18 protein-coding genes are annotated in these 19,204 nt (G+C 29.8%); 8 read left to right on the top strand and 10 right to left on the bottom strand.

Translation table 11 applies throughout. From position 1 onward, the window contains the following. The 7 genes from X275_RS02150 to X275_RS02120 form a co-directional block, all read right to left on the bottom strand. Window positions 1-693: AAA-like domain-containing protein (locus X275_RS02150; RefSeq protein WP_047267318.1), on the bottom strand; the 693-nt coding region annotated here is incomplete at its 3' end. 322 nt (window positions 694-1,015) lie between these two features. Continuing rightward, entirely contained in the window at window positions 1,016-1,561 is a 546-nt protein-coding gene (gene hpf / locus X275_RS02145) for a ribosome hibernation-promoting factor, HPF/YfiA family (protein WP_047267317.1), read from the bottom strand. Between the two features lie 143 nt (window positions 1,562-1,704). Then, window positions 1,705-3,375, bottom strand: a complete 1,671-nt coding sequence (locus X275_RS02140; RefSeq protein ID WP_047267316.1) for an ABC transporter permease — start codon at window positions 3,373-3,375, stop codon at window positions 1,705-1,707. 13 nt (window positions 3,376-3,388) lie between these two features. Beyond that, a complete protein-coding gene (locus X275_RS02135) occupies window positions 3,389-4,366 on the bottom strand; it encodes an ABC transporter permease (RefSeq protein ID WP_047267315.1) in 978 nt (325 codons plus the stop codon). 85 nt (window positions 4,367-4,451) lie between these two features. Next, window positions 4,452-6,194: an ABC transporter substrate-binding protein gene (locus X275_RS02130; protein ID WP_047267314.1), complete on the bottom strand. Its 1,743-nt coding sequence runs from the start codon at window positions 6,192-6,194 to the stop codon at window positions 4,452-4,454. Between the two features lie 19 nt (window positions 6,195-6,213). Next, the gene (locus X275_RS02125) at window positions 6,214-7,377 is read right to left on the bottom strand and encodes an ABC transporter ATP-binding protein (protein ID WP_047267313.1); all 1,164 of its coding nucleotides are present in this window, start codon (window positions 7,375-7,377) and stop codon (window positions 6,214-6,216) included. Continuing rightward, window positions 7,377-8,402, bottom strand: coding sequence for an ABC transporter ATP-binding protein (locus X275_RS02120; protein WP_047267312.1), 1,026 nt, complete (start codon window positions 8,400-8,402; stop codon window positions 7,377-7,379). The genes X275_RS02125 and X275_RS02120 overlap by 1 nt, the downstream gene beginning before the upstream one ends. A gap of 148 nt (window positions 8,403-8,550) precedes the next feature. Here X275_RS02120 and X275_RS02115 point away from each other — a divergent pair, with 148 nt between their 5' ends. Beyond that, window positions 8,551-8,787 carry a S4 domain-containing protein gene (locus X275_RS02115; protein WP_047266007.1) on the top strand — a complete coding sequence of 79 codons (237 nt, stop codon included), beginning with the start codon at window positions 8,551-8,553 and terminating at the stop codon, window positions 8,785-8,787. Here the strand turns inward: X275_RS02115 and X275_RS02110 are convergent. The 3 genes from X275_RS02110 to X275_RS02100 are packed head-to-tail and all read right to left on the bottom strand — an operon-like array spanning window position 8,784 to window position 11,763. After that, window positions 8,784-10,016: a replication-associated recombination protein A gene (locus X275_RS02110; RefSeq protein WP_047267311.1), complete on the bottom strand. Its 1,233-nt coding sequence runs from the start codon at window positions 10,014-10,016 to the stop codon at window positions 8,784-8,786. The two genes, X275_RS02115 and X275_RS02110, sit on opposite strands and share 4 nt — an antisense overlap. A 9-nt stretch (window positions 10,017-10,025) precedes the next feature. Further along, window positions 10,026-10,892, bottom strand: coding sequence for a DegV family protein (locus X275_RS02105; protein WP_047267310.1), 867 nt, complete (start codon window positions 10,890-10,892; stop codon window positions 10,026-10,028). 4 nt (window positions 10,893-10,896) lie between these two features. Continuing rightward, complete coding sequence (locus tag X275_RS02100; protein WP_047267309.1) at window positions 10,897-11,763, bottom strand: DegV family protein; 867 nt, start codon at window positions 11,761-11,763, stop codon at window positions 10,897-10,899. Between the two features lie 102 nt (window positions 11,764-11,865). Here X275_RS02100 and X275_RS02095 point away from each other — a divergent pair, with 102 nt between their 5' ends. The 7 genes from X275_RS02095 to X275_RS02065 all read left to right on the top strand — a co-directional run bounded on the left by X275_RS02095 (window position 11,866) and on the right by X275_RS02065 (window position 19,203). Continuing rightward, entirely contained in the window at window positions 11,866-12,474 is a 609-nt protein-coding gene (locus X275_RS02095) for a CBS domain-containing protein (RefSeq protein ID WP_047267308.1), read from the top strand. Between the two features lie 12 nt (window positions 12,475-12,486). Beyond that, window positions 12,487-13,104 carry an MBL fold metallo-hydrolase gene (locus X275_RS02090; protein WP_047267307.1) on the top strand — a complete coding sequence of 206 codons (618 nt, stop codon included), beginning with the start codon at window positions 12,487-12,489 and terminating at the stop codon, window positions 13,102-13,104. Window positions 13,105-13,141: 37 nt separating this feature from the next. Continuing rightward, entirely contained in the window at window positions 13,142-14,602 is a 1,461-nt protein-coding gene (locus X275_RS02085; RefSeq protein ID WP_047267306.1) for a glycogen synthase, read from the top strand. A 9-nt stretch (window positions 14,603-14,611) separates the two neighbouring features. Then, the gene (gene galT, locus X275_RS02080; protein ID WP_047267305.1) at window positions 14,612-15,616 is read left to right on the top strand and encodes a galactose-1-phosphate uridylyltransferase; all 1,005 of its coding nucleotides are present in this window, start codon (window positions 14,612-14,614) and stop codon (window positions 15,614-15,616) included. After that, a complete protein-coding gene (locus tag X275_RS02075; protein ID WP_047267304.1) occupies window positions 15,613-16,809 on the top strand; it encodes a hypothetical protein in 1,197 nt (398 codons plus the stop codon). The genes galT and X275_RS02075 overlap by 4 nt, the downstream gene beginning before the upstream one ends. Before the next feature lie 175 nt (window positions 16,810-16,984). Next, window positions 16,985-18,235, top strand: a complete 1,251-nt coding sequence (locus X275_RS02070) for an ABC transporter substrate-binding protein (protein ID WP_047267303.1) — start codon at window positions 16,985-16,987, stop codon at window positions 18,233-18,235. 143 nt (window positions 18,236-18,378) lie between these two features. Then, on the top strand, window positions 18,379-19,203 hold the full coding sequence (locus X275_RS02065; protein WP_047267322.1) for a carbohydrate ABC transporter permease: 825 nt from the start codon (window positions 18,379-18,381) through the stop codon (window positions 19,201-19,203). The last annotated feature ends 1 nt before the right edge of the window (window position 19,204 follow it).

Here is a 19,204-nt window from a genome sequence, read left to right as displayed (position 1 = left end):
TCCTGGTTGTCCTGCTGCGTTATGCCATATTAATTCTTTTACTTTTTCTTCGAATATTTGTTCTGTTTCTTTTTCATGTTGTGAAAGTAAATCATATACTTGTTCTTTTGTAAAGTATGGTACTTCTAAATGTTCTGCTATGTTGAATGGACTGGCATTATCTTCTAATATTCCGCTTAGATATCCTACGCTTATTAATATTACACTTCTTAACCCATATATTTTTCTATCATGATATATATTTCTTATCACATGTAAAAATTGATTCATTAACTTTGAATTTTCAAATTTCTCAAATTCATCTATCATTAATACTATTTCTTTTCCTTCTTTTTCTGTTATCTCTTCAATTAAATTTCTTATATCATCTATACTTCCTGGTATAGTTAAATCAATAGTTTTACCATACAAACCTTTTAATGAACGATTTATATCCTTTACAAACGTCCTTAAAAATTCAATTTTTCCTTTTTCTCCATAACTTTCAAAAGATATAAAAATAGGTAAATATTTTTCTTTTGTTTTTTCAACTATATCTTTTAACAATGTTGTTTTTCCGCTTTGTCTTGGTGCTGATACTGTGAAGTATCTCCAGTTTTCTATATGATCAAGCGCTTCTTTCATTATATCAGGTCTTTCCACATAATAACATGTCTTTTTATCAACAGGACCACTTGTGCAGAATCTCCTCATCTCTTCACCTCCGGTGTTACACGCCTACAACTATATTCGCGCTGCTGCGGACATCGGTTTAATTTTTTTTGATTTTTATACACTTGAATTATATCACATTTCAGTAATTTCATTTTAAACTAATCACATAACTATTGCACTCTCTTTTTTTGTCCCAGCAATATATGAAAAAGACTATAATATAACAAATTTAAGAAATAATATTTCAGAAGGTGAATTATATGGGAATATACTATCAATTATTCTTTGAATAAATTTAAATATTCTGATATTCAATGTTCTATTAATAAAATAAGCGGGGAAATTCCCCGCTTTATTTATATTAACCTATAAATTCTATTAACCCCAAACTTCCATCTTTCCTTTTATAAACAACATTAACTTCTTCTGAATCTGAGTTTCTAAATACAAAAAATTCATGACCCAATAATTCCAGTTGCAATACTGCTTCTTCCAATGAATACATATTTAAATCAAAACGCTTTTTTTTACTAATTTTTGTCCATATTTCCTCTTCTTCTTCAAGAATATCACTGTTTATTTCTTTAAATGGATTAGGTGCATCGTGATTCTGCAATTTTGATTTGAACTTTTTTAATTTTCTTTCAAAAGCATCTGAAACCCTATCAATTACTTCATAAAGATCCGTGCCCCTCTCCTCAACCTTTAAAATGCTACCTTTAAATTTTAAATGTGATGTAATTTCAACCTTAAAAATTTCTCTTTCTTTTTCAACTCTAATATCTGTGCTCATAAGTAAATCGTCATGTTTTTTAAAAACCCTATCAATTTTTTCCATTCTTTTTTCCAGATAGTTTTCTAATGCAGCTGTTAACTCGATGTTTTTAGTAAATAGTTTGTAATCCATAAGAACACCTCCTTTGGAAGATCCCTAATATAATCATATCACTTTTTTTTAAAAAAGTCAAATTTTCTTAACATAAACAAAATAAAAATATAGTTATAAAGTATATAAAAAAGATGATTCCATATGGAATCATCTTTTTTATATTAATGACCTAATGCTCTTGGATCCAGAGCGTCTCTTATTGCATCACCAAATAAATTGAATGCTAAAACAGTTATAAATATGAACAAACCTGGTAATAATAGCCATGGATAATTAGTTAAGGCTGTAATATTTTGAGCCTGAGATAACATTAATCCCCAACTTGCTGAAGGTTCCCTGATACCAAGGCCAAGGAAACTCAAACCGGCTTCACCAAGGATATATCCCGGTATTGATAATGTTGCTGAAACAATAACATACGTTGCAGTATTTGGCAATAAATGTTTCCAGATAATTCTTCTTGATGGATATCCAAGTGCAACTGCAGCTTGTATAAATTCTGTTTCTTTTAAACCAAGAGTCATACCTCTTATAACCCTTGTCATACCTGGCCAACCAATAAATGAAAGAATTACAATAATTAAGATATATTTTATAGATGGTGATAATTCAGATGGTAAAATCGCACTTAAAGAAACAAGCAAATAAAAACTTGGAATTGACATTAATATTTCTGTAAATCTCATTAGAACTTCATCTATCCATCCGCCAAAATATCCTGCTGTACCTCCTAACATCAATCCGATTGTAAATGTTATCATAATACCCAATAACCCGATTGTTAATGATACTCTACTTCCAAAAACTAATCTACTTATCATATCTCTACCAAATTTATCTGCGCCCCATAAATATATTATTCCATCTTTTGAAGCATAATCTTCTGCTAAAAATGGCATTTTACTCTTCTCCACACCAAATAGATGAATATTTCCAGGAATTATTCCAAGCCATTTATATTCCCAGCCTCTTGTGAAGAACTTTATATTAAATTTTTTGAAATTTACCCCTTCAAAATTTTCTGGATAATATTCATAAAAATCATCTTCTGTTTCAACTTCTATTGCTTCAAGTGAAACGTATTTTTTAAATTCTTTAATATCCTCTGGTTTTAAATTATATCTTGAAAGTTTTGATTTAGTTTTGTAATTTTCTACAAAATAGAAAGTTGAAGCTATTCCTCTATCTTCTACACTCAATAAAACATCTTCACCGTTTAACAAAGGAATCTGATCAACATTCAAAAAGCCTTCTTCATTTTTTCTTAATGTTTTATTTTTTATACCCAATTCATCAAATGTAATTAATGGTTCTGTTTTCGTCTCAGTTAAAATTTTATATTTTTTTCCATCCTGGGTAATAGCATATGTATTATAATTTAAAACAAACTGATAATTTGTAATTGTAGATTCAAAGTCAGGATTATATTCGCCTATTTTTATTATAGTTTCTTTTTCAGTATCGAAATTTAAATCATCATACACCTTAAAATTATCAAAATATGTAGCTTCTTTAAAGACACTCTGAAAAGTAACGGGATCTTTTACTCTCTTATATAAATATACATGAGGTCCAACAAATTCACCAGTTTCATCCTTCCAGAATACCTTCATAGGAGGTGCATATTTATATTGAATGTGCTGTACCCTATAATCCATTGGTGACAGGAAATCTGCAAATAATGCGAGCATGTATAAAATAAGTAAAATCCACATTGATATAAGACCAAACTTATGTCTTTTTAAAGCTCTCCATACCAATTGTGGCGTAGATAAAAATTGCTTCTCAAAAACATCTTGCTTTTCCTGTTTTATCTCTTTATTTTCAGCCATTATATTCCCTCCATTATCCTAATCTCAAACGTACCCTTGGATCTACTGCAGCAAGTAATATGTCGGCAATTAAATTACCTATAACAAGCATCAAGGATACAAGCATTATATCAGCCATTATAACAAATATATCCTGTTGTAATAAAGCTTCAATAATCAATTGTCCCATTCCTGGCCATCCAAAAACATTTTCTGTTAAAACTGCTCCACCTAAAAGCCCAGAAATAGAAAAACCCAGAGCTGTTATTATTGGATTAATTGCATTTCTTAAAGCATGTTTATAAATTACCACATTCTCTGGCATTCCTTTAGCTCTTGCAAATTCAACGTAATCTTGCTTCAATTCATCAAGTAATTGTCCTCTCATAATTCTCATTGTTCCAGCCAACCCAGAAGTTCCAAGTGTAATCATGGGTCCTAATACATGCCAGAATATATCAAGAACCTTTTTCCATGCTGGAAATGTATCATAGTTTAATGATATATAACCACCAACTGGGAAGATTCTTCCACCTGTTCTTGCTGCAAAGAATAAAAATAGCAAAGCAAAGAAAAAGTTTGGTATAGATAAACCTATAAATCCTATAACTCCAACAATTTGATCACCAAGACTATATTGATGTAATGCAGCGTATATACCCAGCGGGATACCTATCCCCCAGGTAAAAATGAATGTTGTTATACTGAGCAATAAGGTCGCTCCAACCCTTCTCCAGATTAAGTCCCAAACAGGTATTTGATAGGTAAATGATTGTCCCCATTCACCCTGCAACATGTTTTTTAACCATAAAAAATACTGAACAACAGGTGATTTGTCCAGACCAAACTGTCTTTCTAAATTTTTAACCTGATCAGCACTTACAGCCGGGTTTAACCTATAGCTATCTAAGAAATCACCTGGTGCAAGAGAGATTATCATAAATGATACTATAGAAACACCAAGCAATACTGGAATAGCCAGTATTATCCTTCTGATGATATACTTAAGCATTAAAAAAACCTCCTCACATTAATTTGAAAAAGGAGTGGAGAAAACTCCACATTCCCCCACTCCCTTTAAATTAAAAATTGAAATATTATTGATCTTTCCAGATATTCCAAGCTTTCCACAATACTCCTGCTGCTGGGTTTGGTTCTGGATTAAAGATATGAACTGTATTTTTGTAAGCAATTAAGTAATTTTGTGCTACAGTGTATACCAATACCTGATGTTCTGCTACTAACATCTGGAATTCATCGAATAATTTTTGTAATTCATCTTTGTCAACTGCACTTACTTGTAATCTCATAATTTCATCTATTCTCTTTTCATATTCAGGAACTACATAATCTGCTTTTAATGCATCATCAAACATCTTTGGTTTAACTTCTGGTGAATAATTCCAGAAATGTAATCCACCATCTAATCTCCATACATTCCAACCTGATGCAGGATCTACGCTGCCTGTTAAGCCTATAATAATTGCTTCCCAATCACCTGTTGCTACCAATTTTCCAACTAATGCATTGAATTGCATTGGTGCAAAGTTAACATCGATTCCTAATTTTGATAAGTTTTCTTTAACGATATTACCTATTTCTTCCCTTACGTTGTTACCAGCATTTGTAGTTAATTCGAATTTAACCTGATTTCCATCAGCATCATATAATTTTCCGCCTTTTAATACAAATCCACCTTTTTTAAGTTCTCTTTTTGCTCTTGACAATGAATATCTGAATCCTAAGTTTTCAACTTCTGGATTATAATATCCTGATGATGGTGATACTGGTCCATATAATGCTGCTCCTAAACCGTTGTATAATACATCAATCAATGTTTGTTTATCTATAGCATAAGCAATTGCTCTTCTGAAATGATCATTTCTGAACCATTTTCTCTTTACAGGATCCTTTGCATTGAAGTTAAATGTAACAAACTGTGAACCTAAGTTTGGACCACCCTGTCTTACTACCCAACCTTTTTCATCAGCCATAGCTCTGATTTCAGGGAATTCTTCAGCTGTTGGCGAATAAATGTCTGTTTCGCCTGCTTCGAACTTTAATCTTGCAGTGTTTAAATCTTTAACGATAATATAAACAATCTGATCTAAATAAGGTAATTGAACTCCATTTTTATCTTTTCTGTAATAATATGGGTTCTTTTCTAAAACTACTCTAACGCCTTCTTTATATTGTTTTAAAACAAATGGTCCAGATGATACAACTTTATCAATATCTGCTAATGACCATGCTTCTTTGAATTTACCTTCTTCATAATATGGTTCCAAAATATGTTTTGGTAAAATTTCTGTCCATCCTATTGATTCATGACCCCTTCTAAATTTTGAATTATAAACAAATTGAACTGTATAATCATCAACCTTTACTATTTGAGGTAATTCATCATTTGAATCCATGTATCCAGCATTACCATTTGCAGTCATATTTTCATCAAACCATACTTTTTCAAATGACCAGATAACATCATCAATTGTTAATGGCTGTCCATCAGACCATTTTAAACCTTTTCTTAAAACATATGTGTAAATAGTTTTTCCATCTTCTGTAACCTTAGCAGAAAAATCTTTTGCCAATCCTGGTAATTCTGCAAGACCTTTGTTTGAAGAATGTACCAATGTGTCCAATACCCATCCTATAATATCCGTTGAAGATGTTTCCTGTGCCCAGGCAGGATTCATAGTCTTTGGACCTGACGTTGTTGTTAAAAATAATGTTCCCCCGGGTTTTCCTGCCACGTCTTCAATTGCCCAATCTACTTCTTCGGCAAACACAGCTAATGCTGCAACCAAAACAAACAATAAAACTAAAACTTTCTTCATGCTACTCCCTCCCTTGAAGTTAAGATTTTGATTCAAATTTATAACATCCTACATAATGATTATTTCCCACTTCATAATATGGTGGATACTTTTTAGAACATGGTTCAAATGCATATTTACATCTTGGTGAAAAGAAACATCCCTTTGGTCTGTTAATTGGCGATGGAACCTGTCCTTTTATAATAAACTGTTTTCTATCTCTTCTTTTTCTTGGATCTGGAACTGGCGCTGCATTTAATAATGCTTCAGTATATGGATGCTTAAAATTATCAAATATATCTTCTGAATCCCCGTATTCAACCATTCTTCCGAGATACATTATGCCAACATAATTAGAAATAAATCTAACAACTCCTAAATCATGTGAAATAAACAAATATCCTGCATTCAATTCTGTTTGCAAATCCTTTAATAACTTAATAATTTGTGCCTGAACGGATACATCAAGCGCTGATGTTGGCTCATCTAAAATTATTAAATCCGGTTTTAAAATTGCTGCTCTTGCAACAGCAATCCTTTGCCTTTGTCCTCCAGAGAATTGATGAGGATATCTATCAACGTGATATTTCTTTAAACCTACATTTACAAGTATTTCTTTAACTATATCAAAAGCTTCATTTTTAGTTTTTGCTATGCCATGAAACAATAGTGGTTCAGATAAAATAGTTCCCACAGTCATTCTTGGATTTAATGATGATGTTGGATCCTGGAATACAATTTGAACCTTTCTTCTAAAATGCATTCTTTTTTCCTTTATGTCAGAAAGCATATATTCAATAAATTTGCTTTCTCCATTTTTTATTAAAAATTCGAAATACGGCTTTTTATAATCAGGTAAATCTTTTAAAAATTGTGACTGTGATTTCTTTTTTATTTCACTATGCAATACTTCTATATAATGCTTTTTTAAGTAGTCTTTTGCCTCGCTTCTTTTCATAAAGAAATAACTTGTATCTTTATCATCTATAAATATTTCTCCATCTGTTTGATTGTATAATCTTAATATAGTTTTTCCAATTGTTGTTTTTCCACATCCTGATTCACCAACAAGGCCATATGTTTCTCCTTTATCAAGTGAAAAAGTAACACCATCAACAGCTTTAACATAACCAACCGTCTTTTCAATTATAAACCCATGTTTTATGGGGAAATATTTTTTTAAATCATTTACTCTTAAAAGCATTATTTATCTCCCTCCGTTCTTGTGTCCAATATAGGATTCCAGCATCTAACAAAGTGCCCTGGTTCGATTTCTTTGAATTCTGAAAGTTCTTTTTTACATCTATCTGTTGCTTTTGGACATCTTGGTAAAAATGGACACAAATTAGGAGGATCAAGCATAATAGGAGGTTGTCCAGGTATTGGTTCCAGATCCTCTTTTTTAGCGTCATGCCTTGGAATACAATTAAGAAGCATATTGGTATATGGATGAATTGGTTTTTCAAATATAGTATTTACATCAGCCATTTCCATTTGCATACCACCATACATAACCATAACCTTATCTGCTATCTCTGCTACAACTGATAAATCATGTGTTATATATATCATAGCAGTATTGAACTCTTTTTGTAAATCTTTCATTAATTCTAAAATTTGAGCCTGTATAGTAACATCAAGAGCTGTTGTGGGTTCATCTGCTATTAATAATTCAGGATTACATGAAAGCCCAATAGCAATAACTATCCTCTGTCTTTGTCCTCCAGAAAATTGAAAAGGGTAATCGTCAATTCTTTTATCTGCATTTGGAATACCAACTTTTTTTAATAAATCGACAGCTCTTTTTCTGGCTTCTAATTCAGAAACATTCTGATGATACATTATTGTTTCTATCATTTGATCTGCAACAGTATACATAGGATTTAAAGATGTCATTGGATCCTGAAAAATCATCGCTATGTGTCTTCCTCTAATTCTTGTAAATTGATGTAACGGTAATTTTGTTAAATCTATATACTCTTTTTTCCCATCTTTACTAAATTCATCTGTATGAAATAAAATTTTCCCCTCTGGAATGTATCCTGGTTTTTTTATAAGCCCCATAATAGTTTTCATTGTTACACTTTTTCCAGAACCGGTTTCCCCAACAACTCCAAGAGATTCATTTTTATCCAATGTAAAAGATACACCATTCACTGCTTTTACCGTTCCTTCGGCTATGTCAAAATAAGTTTTTAAGTTTTCTACTATAAGAACTGGCTCAGACAACTCTATCACCTCATAATTTATGATTAATTTATTTTATTGTAACTAAAAATTTTAGCTAAATATATTATAATTGTTTTAAGGTACTATGTCAAGTATTAAGAAAGGTTTTTAATTTATAATTATGAAAAAAATTTCATGGAGGTTTAATATGCGCCTTGATAAATTTTTAAAAACACATAGAATAATAAAAAGAAGAACTATTGCAAACGAATTAGCTAAATCTGGAAAAATACAAAAGAATGGTAAAAATTTAAAACCTTCTTATGAGGTTAAAATTGGTGATACAATAGACATTCTATTATACAATAAAAAAATTATTTTCAAAGTGTTAGAAGACTATAAAATTGAGTTATTACAGGAAATAAATGTTAATAAAAACACCTAATAGTTTTTAAACTCCTCCCATAACTTTTTTAATCTTTGTTTTATTTTGTTTTCAAAACCTATATTTTTTGGATTATAAAACTGGATATTCCTTATATTTTCTGGTAAATATGTTTCTTTTATAAATCCTCCGAAATCATGAGGATATTTGTAGTTTTTTCCATACTCTTTATTTTTCATAAACTTAGTTACAGGATTTCTTAATTTCATTGGAATATCAATTTTTTTATCAATATATATTTTTGCCTTATTATATGATTCAAGCGTTGAATTTGATTTTGGAACAGCCGATAAATATATTGTTGCTTCCGTTAGAGGATACAAACATTCAGGGTATCCTATTTCTTTTGTTGCAAGAAAAGCTGAAACTGCTATATTTAAAGCCATGGGATCTGCAAGCCCTATATCTTCTGAAGCTAAAATTATCAATCTTCTTGCTATATATAAAGGATCTTCTCCATTTTCAAGCATATATGCAAGATAAAACACTGCAGCATCCGGATCACTTCCTCTTATACTTTTTATAAAAGCTGAAATTATATCATACTTATCTTCCTTTGAATATCCAAAAACAGGCAGTACTTCTTTAAATGATTTCGCATTTATTTCATTTATTCCCATATCTATCAATGCTTCTATTGTGTTTATAATTCTTCTAATATCATAAGAAAAAAAATCTTTTAAAATTTTATTTAATCCTTTTGAAAAATGTATATGCGGATATATTCTTTTTATTTTATCCAGCAATATTTTTATTTCATGTTCTGATAACGTTGAAATCTCAAAAATCAATATTCTCGAAAGCAAAGCTGGATTTATGGCAAAAGACGGATTTTCTGTTGTTGACCCAATTAAAATCAAATCTCCCTTTTCAACATGAAGCAATAAAACATCCTGCTCTTTTTTATTCAATCGATGAATTTCATCTACAAACAGAATTGTTTGTTTATTAAAAAGCGTTGATTGAGTGCTCGATATAATTTTTTTTAATGTTTTCGAGCCTTCAAGCGCTCCAGAAATCGTATAAATTTCATAAAAGCTTTTATTTAATTCGTTTAAAAAAGCAGATATTAATGTAGTTTTACCAGATCCAGGAGGACCATAAATTACAAACGATTTGATTTTATTATTACTAATCCATGTATTCAACATATTCTTTAATTTTTCATTTCCTAAAACATTTTCTAATTTCTTTGGCCTTAATTTTTCATATAATGGAACATTATTCATGTTTTCTCCTCATTCTACTATTAATGCACCTATTCCAAACATATCTGGACCTGCATGTATTGTTAAAGTACTCGAAAGTTTTCCTACAAAAACTTCTATTGAATGTTCTAAGTGATTTATTTTTTCATAGAATTCACTTTGTAATTTTTCTACTTCTTTTGAAACTCCACTTATATAAACAGCAGCTAAATACTCATTTTCTTTAACAAACTTCAAGAATTCATCATACACTTTATTATATGCTTTTTTTAATCCCCTAACTTTCGATACTGTATAGTATATTCCATCATCACTATTTGAAATAATAGGTTTAATATTTAGCATTTCGCCTATTTTCGCCGAAACTCTTCCAATTCTACCGCCTTTTGCAAGATATTTTAAACTTGGTATTATAAAAAATATTTTAGATTTTTTAGCATTATTTTTTGCCCAATCAGCAACTTCTTCAAAAGTTTTTCCTTCTTCAAGCATTCGTATAGACTGATAAGCTACTAATCCTGCACCAATTGAAATATTTAAAGTATCGATATTTTCTATTTGTAATTCTGGATACTTACTTTTTAATGACTCTGAAGTTAATTTAAATAGATTATATGTTCCACTCATACTACCAGAAATATTAAATGTCATTATTTTGTTTATCCCTTTTTCAATAAATTCTTCAACAGCTTTTATTATTGCTTCAGGTTTTGGTAATGATGTTTTCACATCACTATCCTCAAGCCTCTGTAATAAAAATTCTTCACTTATACTTCCCTCTTCATACTCTTTATCATTTATTATTATTCTTAAAGGAACTACCTTTATATTGTATTTTTCAATAATATCTTCTGGCAAATCTGTTCCAGAATCCACTATAATACCAACATTTTCCATACTATCAACCTCCTATTCTTAATACTCCAATTCCTATTAAATCTGGACCAGTATGAACAGATAGCGTGCTTGACACCTTACTTTTAAAAATTTTTATAACATCTAAATTTTTCAGTCTTAATATTAAATCTTCTTGCATTCTTTTAACTTTTTCATTGTTTCCACTAATTACAACACCTGCTATAAATTTTTGATTATTTATAAATTTTAATACCTCTTTATATAACGCTTCTAAAGATTTACTCATTCCTCTAATTTTTGATACAGTATAATAGACCCCTTCTTCATTAACAGATATTATAGGTTTAACATTCATAATTTGACCTAACATAGCAGATACCTTTCCTATTCTGCCACCACGAGCCAGATATTTTAATGTTGGAACGATATAAAATACAGTTGCGTTTTTTATATCATTATTTATTAAATCTATAATTTCTTTAAATCCTTTTTGTTCTTTTATATATTCCAATGCTTTAATAACTATTAAAGCGGAACCAATAGAAATATTTAGCGTATCAATATTTTCAATTTTAATATCTTTATTATCCCTTTTTATACCATCTGAAATCATTTTAAATAAATTAAATGTTCCGCTCAACTTTTTTGAAATATTCAACGTTATTATTTTATTATAGCCTTTTTCAATCATATTTTCTATAGCTGATCTAATATTTTCTGGTTTAGGTAAAGATGTTGTAATTTTTTCTTCCAGATGTTCAAACAAAAATTTTTCTTCAAAAGAATCTTCGTCATATTCTTTACCGTTTATAATTGTTCTTAATGGAACAACACTTATATTATTATATTCATTCAAAATGCTTTTGGGCACATCACAACCGGAATCCACAATAACGCCTATTCTTTCCATATTACCACCCCATAATATTTAAATTTACTGTTATTCCAATTATAGCACAAAATTTATTATTTTTGGTGTATAATATAATTAAAAGAATAAAGGAGGATATTTATGTATGTGAAATTGTGGATGAAAAATAAATTTGAAACTTTACAAAGTACAAATACTGTAGATGATGCTATTAAAAAATTTTTTGAAAAAGATGATGAAATTGTTCTTATTCTTCGAAAAAATGGAACACTTTTTTCATCCATCTATCGTGGGGATATGGCTATTCTACAGGAATATAACAGCGATGATTTTCTTATTGATATATTTGACCCAATAGAAGATTTCCTATATGAAGATGATTTAGTTGAAGATGTATTACTAACAATGCTTGAAACGAATTATAAAGTATTGCCTGTTGTAGACTATGATATGAAACCCGTTGGATTATTTGGTTTTCAAGAACTCATCAGGGCTATGGTAAATATTACAGCCCTTGATGAAATCGGTACAAAAGTTATACTTACCCTGGATGACAAACCGGGTGAACTACAAAAGATTGTTGAAGTATTCAGCAATAATAATTTAAATATTTTATCCATGACAACATGTAAAATAAATAGTCAAAGACGAATGTTATCCATAAAATTATCCTTAAAGGATGTTAACACAGTATCTACTATATTGGATAAAAACAATATCGAATATGATGGAATTTATGAAGAATCTTAAGGAGGTAATTGAATGAATTTTAAAATCATTTTAGACGGCGGGTTATTAACAATAACAGGAAGAGTTCATGGCACTTTTTCTTCCGTATTTTTACTGGAAGATGATAAAAGAAAGGTTTTAATAGATCCAGGTCATATTCATACAATTCAAGATATTGAAAATAACTTAAATATCTCACCAGAAGAAATAACCGATATAGTATTAACTCATGTTCATCTTGACCATGCATACAATTCAATTTTCTTTCCAAAAGCTACAATAAGAATTCATGAAAATTATAAAGGAAAAGATTATAAAAAATTCGGTCCTTTAATCGGTAAGGCATATCAGCAAATGATCGATTCATGGAATGGTAGGGTTGAAACATTTAAAGGAAATGAAACTCTATTTGAAACAATAAAAATAATTTACACCCCATATCACTCAAAAGAACATGTTTCTCTTTTTATAAAAACAGAAAATATGGGAAATTTATTTTTACCAGGTGATATATGTATGACAAAAATAGATTTTTATGATATTATGAGAAATTTGAGAACAGATAAGGTAGCAGAAATTGTAAAAGAATGGGCTGAAAAATCTGATTATATCATTTTCACTCATGACACACCATATAAAATGAAGAAATAATTTTCAAATAGATTTTTTAATAAAGGTGGTGATATGGATGAATGTTTTGCTGGTATCATATGAGGTTGATCCATTTGCAAAGGTTGGTGGATTAGCCGATGTCGTTGGAACATTGCCAAAGTTTTTGAAAAATAAAGTCGATAAAATAAATGTAATCATGCCTTTTCATAAAATAGTTGAAAAGAATATAAAAAAATACAATTTAACCCTCGAAAAGATAGCGGAAGAATTATATCCTATCAGTCATTCTTTTAAGTATCCATTTTCTGTTTATAAATCATATCTTCCAGAAACCGATGTTCCAATATATTTCATAAAAAATAACAATCTTTTTTCCACGGAAGAAATTTATGAATATCCCAATAAAGATCATCAAACTTCATATTTTTCAGATAGTGTTCTTGCTTTTATAAAAAATTATCTACCTGATACTGATATTTTGCATATTAATGATTGGCAAACTGCTTTAATCCCTGTATATCTAAAAAACAATTACAGAGATGATAATATACTCTCAAAAATTTCTACCATATTAACAATACACAATCTGGGATATCAGGGGATTTTTTCTCCAGAAATATTGAGTATTGCCGGACTACCTGGTTATCTTTATAATATAGACGCTTTGGAATTTTTTGGACAGATTAATTTTTTAAAAGGTGGAATTCTTTTCAGCGATATAATAAATACTGTGAGCAAAACATATGCTGAAGAGATTCAAACTGAAGAATATGGATACAAATTAGATGGCGTTTTAAAGGTAAGAAATGATGATTTATATGGAATTTTAAATGGCATTGACTATAACCTATTCAATCCAGAAACAGATCCTTTAATACCTTATAATTATAGTAAAAACAATTTAAAAAATAAAATGAAAAACAAAACATATCTTCAGGATAAATTAAATCTTCCTATAGATGAGGATATACCTGTAATAAGTTTTATAGGTCGGGTTGTTGAGCAAAAAGGTATAGATTTAATAACAGAAATTTTAGATTATCTGACACTGTTTAATATACAGATAATTATTCTTGGAACAGGGGAAAAACGTTATGAGGATTTACTAAATAGTTTTCAAAATAGGTATAGTAAAAACTTATCAATTAATTTAAAATTTGATAAAGAATTAGCTCAATTAATATACGCTGGAAGCGATATGTTTATTATGCCTTCTAAATATGAACCCTGTGGATTGGGTCAGATGTATGCAATGAGATATGGAACAATTCCAATAGTAAGATATACTGGTGGATTAGCAGATACAGTAAAAGAATTCTCATGCGAAAAACTTTTAGGTACAGGATTTGGTTTTTATAATTATTCATCATCTGATTTGCTTGTAAAAACATTGAAAGCCATTCATACGTATAAAAGAAACAAGGAATGCTGGAATAAACTTATATTCAATACCATGAGTGAAAATTTTTCATGGGAAAAATCAGCAGATGAATATTTGCGTTTATATAATAGAGCATTAGCTAAAAAAAGATATTAGGAGGCAATTATGCCTGAATATAGAAAAGATCCTATAATAAACAGATGGGTTATTATTTCTGAAGAAAGATCCAATCGACCGATAGATAAGATATTTATAAAAGAAACTCAATCTAATTTCTGTCCATTTGATAAAGGAAAAGAAAATTTAACTCCACCGGAAATACTGGCGTTTAAACCAGAAAATTCAAAACCAAATGATGAAAATTGGTGGTTGCGCGTTGTTCCTAATAAATTTCCGGCTGTAACACAAGAAAAAATACCTGTTTTAAAAAAAAATGGATTATATTATTCTGTAGAAGGTTATGGATATCATGAAGTTATAATAGAAACACCTATCCACAACACCACTATAGCATATATGGAATATTATGAGGTTGAAGAAATAATATGGGCTTATTTGAAAAGATTTAATGCAATAAAAAAAGATAAGAAGATAAAGTATGTCCAGATATTTAAAAATTATGGAACTACTGCAGGTGCTTCATTACAACATCCTCATTCTCAATTAATCGCAACACCAATAATTCCTATTTTCATAGAAGAAGAAATAAAAGGTGCTAAAAATTATTTTAACATAAAAAACAACTGTATATTTTGTTCAATTATTCAACAGGAAAAAGAAGAAAATATAAGGATTATAGAAGAAAACGATGATTTTATTTCTTTTGAACCTTTTGCACCGCGGTTTCCATATGAAACATGGATAATACAAAAAAATCATAACTCAAATTTTGGAAATCTTGTTGTTTCTGAAGTCAAGAATTTTGCTGAAATACTTAAAAATACATTATTAAGATTAAATATTCTATTGGGGAATATATCTTATAATTATATGATACACACATCACCATTTGAAAATATTAATAATTCTTATTATCACTGGCATTTAGAAATTATACCGAGATTAACCAACGCAGCCGGTTTTGAATGGGGTTCCGGTTTCTTTATAAATCCTGTTTCACCAGAAAATGCTGCTCAAAATTTAAAATCCATAGAGGAGGGATTAATATGAAAAAAGTATTTGTATTTACTATTGTGCTGCTATTAGTTATTTCAACTTTCGCTTCATTTTATGTAAGACCTTATTTCAACACTGTAACTGTAAATAATCAGGATTATTTGACTTACTCTATTACGGGCGTTTTTGAAACACAAAATTTCGGCATAGGTCTTGGATTAAATGCATATCAAACAGAAATAGGCGGAAACCTATATTATGGAAAACCAGGTACAGAAAAAACGGATGTATTAAGTGGTTTGACTATTAATCTATTAAAATTAAGAATGGGACCTTTGTATTTTAAATATGGATTTTCATTTCCTAAAACAGTTGGATTGGGAATGCTAATGTACAATTACACAAACAATTATCAAAATTCTCTTGATCTTGGGTTAATCACCCAAACTTCAGAAACTATTATTCATATTCCATATTCACTTGATGCAATTATGCCATTTGAATATAGCCAGAGTGGTTATTTATACTACGGTATATTAAAAACAAAATTAGGTTTTATAAATATAGAAACTTTTGCCGGAAAAACTATGTCAAAAAACGAAGTAGAACCATTAAGAGATGATTTATTAGGTAGTGTTTCGGCATATTTAGGTGGTGGAATCCTAAAATTTGGTGGTGAAGCTGGTTATATAAAATCAACATTTGATTCAACAACGGTTGAAGGATATGGTGCTGGTGCTGGAGGAATATTAAATCTTGGAATTATCACATTAAAAGCCTTGCCAGTTGTATTACAAATGCCATATTATAAACTTGGTTTTGTAAATGAAAACTATGAAAATTATCTTGAAGATAATACAAAATATAATGAATTATTATCCTATTCTGATACGAGATTAGGTGGAATTGGAGAATTACAAATAAATCTTGGTTCATTATTAAAAGCTTCTGCAAGATTAAATTATGACTTATCTACAAAATTTGAAATATCAAATCCTGAATTAAATGGTTCTTTATATGCCAAAATACCTTCAGAACAATTCCCTTTGATAATTGTCGGAAAATATTATAAACCTATGAAAAACTTAGAAGAATTAAATAACTTATTGGGCGAGAATACAACAGCAGAAATATCGATAGGTTATCCTATATCAAATGGTTTATTCATGTTATATACAAAATATTATGATGATACAAAAGACACATTTAAAGATAAAATAGAATTTAGTGTCGTTGGTGATTTTTGATAATTAAATATTATTAATATTAATTATTTTATTTTTTCTTTGATTTAATCTGTTTTTCATTCATATACTTTCCACATGTGGATTTCAATTTTTTTAAAAAAACTGTTATAATTGAAATGAATTTGTTTATTTAAATTAATGAAAACGGTTGCGTAAAGAAAGGGAGGGTGTGAGCATGAAAAAGATTCTGGTATTATCTCTTGTTATTTTAATGACAGTTATTGGTATGAGTGTAAAAATCACCATGGCAGCTGGTGCAGTGGGTAAAGAGTTAGAGGTATTAATGAATCAAATTAAAGCATTTAACAAAATTTACCCGGACATAGAAGTTCAACTGTTACCTATGCCAAATAGTTCTACAGCAAGACATGATTTATACGTTACATATCTTGGAGCTATGACATCAGATCCTGATATTTTGATGATTGATGTTATATGGCCAGCAGAATTTGCACCATTTGTTTTAGATTTAACAAAGGATTATGATTACTTTGAATTAGATAAATTTTTACCAGGAACAGTTAAATCAGGTACTGTTCAAGGGAAAATTGTTGCAATTCCTTGGTTTACAGATGCAGGATTGTTATATTACAGAAAAGATTTATTGAAAAAGTACGGTTATGATGTTCCACAAACATGGAAAGAATTAAAAACAGTTGCTGCTGACATTGCTTCAAAAGAGAACATAAATGGAATGTTATTCCAGTTAAACAGATATGAAGGTTTAGTTTGTGATGTTGCAGAATTTGTACACTCTTATGGTGCTGATTTCTTAGATGCAAATGGAAAAGTAATCATTGGCGATAAAGATAATCATGAAAGATTGATAAAAGCTTTAACTATGTTAAAGAGCTTTATTGACGACGGCGTTGCTCCAAAAGGAGTTTTAACATATATGGAAGAAGAAACAAGAAGACCTTTCCAGAATGGCGAATCTGTATTTTTAAGAAACTGGCCATACGTATGGTCATTGGCAAACGATTCTAAACAATCAAAAATCGCTGGTAAAATAGGAGTTGCTCCATTACCAAAAGGAGATATAGAAGGAGGAAGACATTCTGCAACATTAGGTGGATGGATGCTTGCAATTAACGCATATTCATCTCCAGCAGAACAGGAAGCAGCTAAAAAATTCATTAAATTCTTAACATCTTATGATCAACAATTATATAAAGCAATAAATGCCGGTCAAAATCCTACAAGAAAAGCAGTTTATTCTGATCCAAAATTAAAAGAAGCTGCTCCATTTATGGTTGAATTATACAATGTCTTCATCAATGCAGAACCAAGACCTATTACTCCTGTATACACTGAAGTTTCAGATGCAATTCAGAGACATATACATGATTTCTTACTTGGAAAAAAGAGTGTAGAAAAAGCTTTAAACGATTTAGAATCTGAATTAAAAATGATAATTGGACAATAACCTTTGATTTTTAACCGGGGGAAAAATCCTCCGGTTAAAATTTTAATGTGGTTTTAATAGGAGGGATATACTTGAGTGCAAAAATTAAAGTACGATATAAAAAGAAAGAACTATGGTTGGGATTCTGGTTAATTACTCCAGCAATGATAGCCATTTTCATTACAGCTTTTTTCCCCTTATTAAAAACTTTCTGGGATAGTTTCTTTTCTTTTGGCTTAAGACCAGGTATTCCAAAAAGATTTATAGGATTTGATAATTATATTAGATTGTTAAATGATACAAGGTTTATGACGAGTTTAATAAATACTTTAATATTTACGGCAATTTCTGTTTCATTGGAGTTTCTTCTTGGATTGATAACAGCTTTAATTTTAAATGCCGATTTTGCTTTAAGAGGATTGGTAAGGGCTGCTATATTAATACCCTGGGCTGTTCCAACCTCAGTATCTTCACAAATGTGGAAATGGATGTATAATGATCAGTATGGCATTATATCACAAATATTATATAAATTAGGTTTTTTAGCTCCTGGAACTCCAATTTTAAGCGATAAATGGTCTTCTATGTTTGCTATTTTAGCTGTTGATGTATGGAAGACAGCACCATTTATGGCTTTATTATTGTTAGCTGGCTTACAGACAATTCCATCCGAATTATATGAAGCAGCAAGAATAGATGGTGCTTCAGGATGGAAGCAATTTACCAAAATAACTTTACCAATATTAAAACCTACAATCGCCGTAGCCCTTATTTTCAGAACATTAGATGCTTTAAGAGTTTTTGATATTTTCTATATTATGAACAAAGCCGTTGAAACTCTTGCAGTCTATAACAGACATATTTTAATGGATAGAGCATTTACTGGTGCATGGTTCGGGTATGGTTCATCGATATCTGTTGTAATATTTTTATTAATAAGCATTTTTGCTATAGTTTATATCAAATCATTAAATTTACGCTTTGATTAAT

It is taken from the genome of Marinitoga sp. 1197 (genome assembly GCF_001021165.1).
In the GTDB taxonomy this organism is placed as follows: domain Bacteria; phylum Thermotogota; class Thermotogae; order Petrotogales; family Petrotogaceae; genus Marinitoga.
Note: the sequence above shows the minus strand (reverse complement) of the source record. Positions and strands in the feature narration are given on the sequence as shown.

Excerpts from the sequence above, each read along its gene's own strand:
- X275_RS02090 (WP_047267307.1), top strand. The coding sequence starts at position 12,487 with ATGAATTTTAAAATCATTTTAGACGGCGGGTTATTAACAATAACAGGA.
- X275_RS02135 (WP_047267315.1), bottom strand. The coding sequence starts at position 4,366 with ATGCTTAAGTATATCATCAGAAGGATAATACTGGCTATTCCAGTATTG.
- X275_RS02070 (WP_047267303.1), top strand. The coding sequence starts at position 16,985 with ATGAAAAAGATTCTGGTATTATCTCTTGTTATTTTAATGACAGTTATT.
- hpf (WP_047267317.1), bottom strand. The coding sequence starts at position 1,561 with ATGGATTACAAACTATTTACTAAAAACATCGAGTTAACAGCTGCATTA.
- X275_RS02110 (WP_047267311.1), bottom strand. The coding sequence starts at position 10,016 with ATGAATAATGTTCCATTATATGAAAAATTAAGGCCAAAGAAATTAGAA.
- X275_RS02105 (WP_047267310.1), bottom strand. The coding sequence starts at position 10,892 with ATGGAAAATGTTGGTATTATAGTGGATTCTGGAACAGATTTGCCAGAA.
- X275_RS02085 (WP_047267306.1), top strand. The coding sequence starts at position 13,142 with ATGAATGTTTTGCTGGTATCATATGAGGTTGATCCATTTGCAAAGGTT.
- X275_RS02125 (WP_047267313.1), bottom strand. The coding sequence starts at position 7,377 with ATGCTTTTAAGAGTAAATGATTTAAAAAAATATTTCCCCATAAAACAT.
- X275_RS02130 (WP_047267314.1), bottom strand. The coding sequence starts at position 6,194 with ATGAAGAAAGTTTTAGTTTTATTGTTTGTTTTGGTTGCAGCATTAGCT.
- X275_RS02075 (WP_047267304.1), top strand. The coding sequence starts at position 15,613 with ATGAAAAAAGTATTTGTATTTACTATTGTGCTGCTATTAGTTATTTCA.
- X275_RS02115 (WP_047266007.1), top strand. The coding sequence starts at position 8,551 with ATGCGCCTTGATAAATTTTTAAAAACACATAGAATAATAAAAAGAAGA.
- galT (WP_047267305.1), top strand. The coding sequence starts at position 14,612 with ATGCCTGAATATAGAAAAGATCCTATAATAAACAGATGGGTTATTATT.
- X275_RS02100 (WP_047267309.1), bottom strand. The coding sequence starts at position 11,763 with ATGGAAAGAATAGGCGTTATTGTGGATTCCGGTTGTGATGTGCCCAAA.
- X275_RS02095 (WP_047267308.1), top strand. The coding sequence starts at position 11,866 with ATGTATGTGAAATTGTGGATGAAAAATAAATTTGAAACTTTACAAAGT.
- X275_RS02140 (WP_047267316.1), bottom strand. The coding sequence starts at position 3,375 with ATGGCTGAAAATAAAGAGATAAAACAGGAAAAGCAAGATGTTTTTGAG.
- X275_RS02065 (WP_047267322.1), top strand. The coding sequence starts at position 18,379 with ATGATAGCCATTTTCATTACAGCTTTTTTCCCCTTATTAAAAACTTTC.